This is a genomic window from Acidithiobacillus sp. TH-A36, assembly GCF_057473445.1.
Genome location: NZ_JBYCKP010000134.1, coordinates 1 through 5,376, shown reverse-complemented (window position 1 = coordinate 5,376; position 5,376 = coordinate 1). Strand labels below are relative to the sequence as shown.

4 protein-coding genes are annotated in these 5,376 nt (G+C 54.2%); 3 read left to right on the top strand and 1 reads right to left on the bottom strand.

Annotated features, from left to right (window positions below):
* On the bottom strand, nt 1-492 hold a 492-nt coding region (locus AC2VLY_RS03735; RefSeq protein ID WP_486921785.1), incomplete at its 3' end, for a LysR family transcriptional regulator.
* Nucleotides 493-584: 92 nt separating this feature from the next.
* Here AC2VLY_RS03735 and AC2VLY_RS03730 point away from each other — a divergent pair.
* Genes AC2VLY_RS03730 through AC2VLY_RS03720 form a run of 3 tightly spaced genes read left to right on the top strand, consistent with a single transcriptional unit; the run spans nt 585 to nt 5,273 of the window.
* Nucleotides 585-2,435, top strand: a complete 1,851-nt coding sequence (locus AC2VLY_RS03730; protein WP_193651045.1) for a chloride channel protein — start codon at nt 585-587, stop codon at nt 2,433-2,435.
* A 16-nt stretch (nt 2,436-2,451) separates the two neighbouring features.
* Nucleotides 2,452-3,867 carry a chloride channel protein gene (locus AC2VLY_RS03725; RefSeq protein ID WP_193651046.1) on the top strand — a complete coding sequence of 472 codons (1,416 nt, stop codon included), beginning with the start codon at nt 2,452-2,454 and terminating at the stop codon, nt 3,865-3,867.
* A gap of 17 nt (nt 3,868-3,884) precedes the next feature.
* Nucleotides 3,885-5,273 (top strand): MFS transporter, encoded by a 1,389-nt coding sequence (locus AC2VLY_RS03720; protein WP_486892923.1) that lies wholly within the window; start codon nt 3,885-3,887, stop codon nt 5,271-5,273.
* Nucleotides 5,274-5,376 lie beyond the last annotated feature (103 nt).

The following is a 5,376-nucleotide window of genomic DNA, read 5'->3' as shown; positions in this document are numbered from 1 at the left end:
CCAGGGCAGTTTTTCGTAGTAGGCGGGGAGGTTGGGAATATCCATATCCCCCTCAAAAAAAAGAATGTCAATTTCGGAAAGCTGAATATCCTGCCAGTAAGTCACGCCACTTTTGATGTGCAGATTGATATCTGGATGATTGCTCTGAAACTTTTGCAGGTAGGCCGGGAGGAGGTGGTTGGCAATCAGACTGGTCGAGGCAATGCGCAAATCGCCGCTCTGCAGGGACTGGCGGCGGGCAACCAGGCGTTCTATGTCGCTGATTTTGTCCCGGAGCTGGCGGATATCGGGCAACAGAACCTGACCGGCTTCCGTCAGGCGGATGCTGCCCCCCTCCCGGATATAGAGGGGCTCGCCGACTTCTTCCGATATTTTATGCAGACGTTCAGAAATCGCCGGTTGACCACGATGCAGGCGGGAGGCGACTTCGCTGACACTGCCGGTTTCGGCGAGCAGTAAGAGGGTCAGCCATTGTTCTGCGCTAATATTCATCAATTAATCCGAATCAATATTCAACTAAATCGATTTGTTTGAGTTTCAAGGATAGCGTACCGTCAAAACAAAATCATTTCCAAGAGTTGGTAATGCCGGAAAATACCCCAATTGCTCCTGAAGTTTTGACCCATGTAATCGAAAGAGAAGTAGGCGGATGGCAGGGCAGGCTGCGCCGCAACCCTTTATTCCATCTGTTGCTGGCCTTTTTTGTCGGCATTATTGCCGGGCTGGGGGCGGTGGCATTTCGGCGTCTCATCGGCCTGATGCACAACCTGTTTTTCTTTGGTCAGTGGTCCTTTTCTTTTAATGCACTGCAACATTCCGATGCCAGTATCTGGGGCGCTGGAATCATTTTGGCCCCCATTATCGGTGGTCTGATTGTGGTCTGGCTGGTGCGCAACTTTGCACCCGAGGCCAAAGGTCATGGCGTGCCCGAGGTGATGGATGCCATTTACTACAAGCGCGGGGTGATTCGCCCTGCCGTGGTCCTGATCAAGGCGCTGGCTTCGGCCATTACCATTGGGAGTGGCGGCTCAGTGGGTCGGGAAGGGCCCATTATCCAGATGGGCGCAGCCTTTGGGTCCAGTCTGTCGCAATGGTTGCGCTTGCATGAGTGGCAGCGTCTGGGCCTGATTGCTGCCGGTGCCGGTGCCGGAATTGCGGCCACTTTCAATACGCCGGTTGGCGGCATTCTGTTTGCGGTGGAATTGATGCTGGTGGAAGTCAGTGCCCGTACTCTGGTGCCGGTCATGATTGCCACCGGAACCGCCACCTTTGTGTCACGCCTGTTTCTGGGAAATCATCCTTCTTTTGTGATTCCTGCCAGCATTATTGCCAGCACAGCACATGAAACAGCTGCCGATTATGTAGCCTATGTGGTTTTTGGGTTGTTGGTAGGGGGCGTGGGTTTGCTGTTCACCAATGCCCTGTACTGGACCGAAGATCTGCTCGACAAATGGTTCAAAAACGCCTATCTGCGCGCAATTTCGGGAATGGCTGCGGTAGGCCTGGCCATGTATTTGATCCAACGCTTCACCGGACATTATTATGTGGAGGGCGTGGGTTATGCCACGGTCCAGAATGTTCTGGAAAGTACCCTGCTGAATCCCGGCTTTCTGCTGCTGTTGTTGGTATTGAAGGTGTTTTCCTTTTCGGTCACTTTGGGTTCGGGAGGATCCGGCGGGGTTTTTTCTCCTTCCCTGTTCGTGGGTGCTGTGATGGGGGGCGCTTTCGCAGCCCTGGTGAGTCAATGGATTCCGGACTATCAGATGGGTATGGCGGTGGGCGCTGCACTGGGTATGGCAGGGATGGTCGGGGCGTCTACCGGAGCCGCCGTCACTGGCGCCGTCATGATTTTTGAGATGACCAACGACTACCACATCATTATCCCGTTGATTGTGGTATCGGGCTTGGCTTTTGGTGTGCGCAGACTGTTTACCCGCGAGAGCATCTACACGCGCAAGCTGATCCGGCGGGGACATTTTATTCCTGAAGCCCGGCACAGCAATCTTTACCTGATGCGTCCTGCGGCGCAACTCATCGAAACGCCCATGGTACGCCTGCGCGGCGACCGGACATTGGAGGATTTACAGAAAATACTCCTGCATCGTCGCGAGTTGCCCCATGTGCTGATCATTGAAGGGACCATGCCTTTGGCGGTCATTCCTGCGCATCGGGTGGCAGAAATTCTGCGTCGGGAAATCCGCCAGGTGCCCTTGAGTGATCTGGCCAGTACCGACTGGGTGGCGGTGCGTGATGACAGTCAGCTTTATGATCTGGTCGCCCGTCTGCGCGCCTGTGCCTGCGAGACGGCGCTGCTCTGCAAAAAGGATCCCCCCGAACATCATGAGGATGTGGTGGCTGTGGTGACCGTGGAAGATATTCTCAGTTATGCCTCTCTGCCTCAGGTCCTGCTGCGACCGGAGCGAGGCCCGCAATGAGTCGGGGTACCGTACGATGAAACAGACATGGACAAGCCTGCGCCGCACTCTCCATGATCGGCTTTCTCCGGTGGGTGAAGGGCCCGGATTGATCCTTCTCGGTGCCTTTGTGGGCTTGTTAGCCGGTGGCGGTGCTTTGCTTTTCCATTATCTGGTAGCGCTGCTCCACAACCTGTTTTTTCAGGGAAGCTGGAGTTTTTATTACAACGAGCATTTGCCATCCACACCAGCACGTTGGGGACCGTGGGTGATTCTGGTGCCGGTATTGGGTGCCTTTCTGGTCACCATTCTGGTGCAACGGGTCACCACGGAAGTTGAAGGTGCAGGCGTCAGTCAGGTGATGGAGTCGGTGCACACGGATGGCGGACGCATACGCCCCATTATTGCCGTTTTACGGCCACTGGCGACGGCGCTGACTCTGGGTTCGGGAGGTTCTGCGGGGCGCGAGGGACCCGCCATGCAGTTTGGTGCGGCAATGGGCGCATTAATGGGCCATGTGCTGCCCATGTCCGACAGTCGCCGTATTCATCTGGTGGGTTGCGGAGTCGGTGCGGGCATCGCAGCGGTTTTTAATGCCCCTCTGGGTGGCTGGTTTTTTGCCATGGAAGTCATTGTGCCCGACTGGCGCCCCTGGACGGTGTTATCCACGCTGGTAGCAACGGTTTCCGCGACCTGGATCACGGAAACCGGTCTGGGCAATTTTCATATTCTCGCCTATGTGCCCACACCGACACTTTCCGGGAGCCTGATGCTTCCGGCTTTTGCGCTGCTGGGCATTGTGGCAGGTTTGATGAGCTTTTTGTTCATACAGTTGCTGACCTGGACAGGGCAGACCAGCAAATACTACTTGCCCAATCCTTATTTGCGACACATGAGTGCCATGTTGCTGGTGGGGTTGCTCCTGTATGGAATGTTCTGGTTTACCGGCCATTATTACCTGATTGGTGGCAGTTATTTTGCTATTTCGGAAATTTTGACCGGTCACTTACATCTGCTCGGCTTTCTGATTTTACTGTTGATTCTGAAAGGCGTTGCCACCAGTCTGACCATTGGTACGGGCGGTTCTGGCGGGATTTTTTCGCCTTCCCTGTTTATGGGGGCGGCCATGGGTGCAGGCGTTGGTTATCTGGCAGAGGGCTTGCTGGGTTGGCATGGCAGTATTCCACTATTTGCCATGTGCGGAATGGCGGGGATGGTTGGGGCAAGTACCGGAGCCCTGATCAGTGCGCCGGTCATGGTGGTGGAATTGACGAATAATTATCATATTCTGCTCCCGGCCATGGTCACTTCACTGACGGCTTTTGCATTGCGCCGGGTGTTTCTGGAACAGAGTATTTATACCTACCCGCTCTTCAAAAAGGGTCTTGATATTCCAGAAAATCATTATGTTGTCCAGGAAAAAATCCACCCGGATAAATCGTCCGATAAATAGTCAGCAAGGAGCTGTACATGAAAAATCCTGAAGCCGCACTCAATCAGAAGGAACGCCGAGCCGTATTTTCCCTGGCCGGAATATTTGGCCTGAGATTGTTGGGACTCTTTCTGGTTCTCCCGGTGTTTTCTGTTTATGCCCATGGTTTACGGGGTGCCATGGACCATCCGGTGTTAATAGGTATTGCTCTGGGAGCCTATGGACTGACCCAGGCCTTTTTTCAGATTCCCTTCGGCAAACTTTCTGACAAATGGGGACGCAAGCCGGTCATTGCCATAGGGCTGCTGATATTTGCCATTGGCAGTGCCATTGCTGCTACGGCGACCAGTATTGAATGGTTGTTGATTGGCCGCATTGTGCAAGGGGCTGGCGCAGTGGCAGCCGCCATTATTGCCCTGACCGCCGACCTGGTTCGGGAAGAACGCTGGACCAAGGCCATGGCGATTATCGGCATTACCATTGGCATCAGTTTCAGTATTTCCCTGATTCTTTCCGCGCCCCTTGCCCACTGGATTGGGGTCAGTGGCATATTCTGGCTCACTGCGGTCTTGTCCCTTGCCGCCATTGGCGTTCTTTACCTGGTGATTCCGGCAGTTCCCACCCGCTTTCATCGCGATGCGGAAATGAGCCCGGCCATGTTGGGCGATGTGTTGCGCGATCCCAGCTTGTTGCGACTGGATTTTGGCATTTTTTCCCTGCATACCGGACTCACGGCCATATTCGTGGTGCTGCCGCTGGTGCTGATTGATCCCCGGCATCCGCTGCTCAGTCTGAATGATCAATGGATGCTGTATTTGCCGGTCATGCTGCTCTCTTTCGTCGCCATGCTGCCGATGATTATCGTGGGCGAAGCCAAACGGAAGCTCAAGGAAGTATTCATCATCGCCATTGCGATTTTACTGGTTTCGGTCATTTTGATGGCGCTGTCAGCCCATAATATCTGGCTGATTGCCGTAGCGCTTTTCCTGTTTTTCATGGGCTTCAATGTGCTTGAAGCCAGCCTGCCTTCGTTGGTCGCCAAATTCTGTCATCCCGGTGCCAAAGGTACGGCAACCGGTGTGTATACCACGTCCGAATTTTTGGGTGCTTTTTGTGGAGGCTTGCTGGGTGGTTTGCTGTATATTCCGGGCGCGCGTAATTACAGCGATATTTTCTGGGCGGTAGCCATTATTTATGCCATCTGGCTGGTGGTTGCCCTGACCATGCAAAGGCCCCGTTACCTGGCGACCCGGGTATTCACTTTGACAGAAGCGGCGGAGCGTCAGAGTAATCTGACGACCCGTTTGCTGGCGCTTCCGGGTATTGCTGAGGTGGCGGTATTCAAGGATGAAGGCGCGGTGTACTGCAAGGTGGACAGCAAAGTGTATGACGAGCAGGCGGTGATGGACGTGCTGGCGGGTACCTGAGCAAAGGCTACCCACCAAAGGCCGTTAAGTTAAATGCGGATGCTCAGTGTTGCAGTTCTCCATTCAGTTGAAAATGCCGTAGCTGTTTTTAGGACTAAGCGCT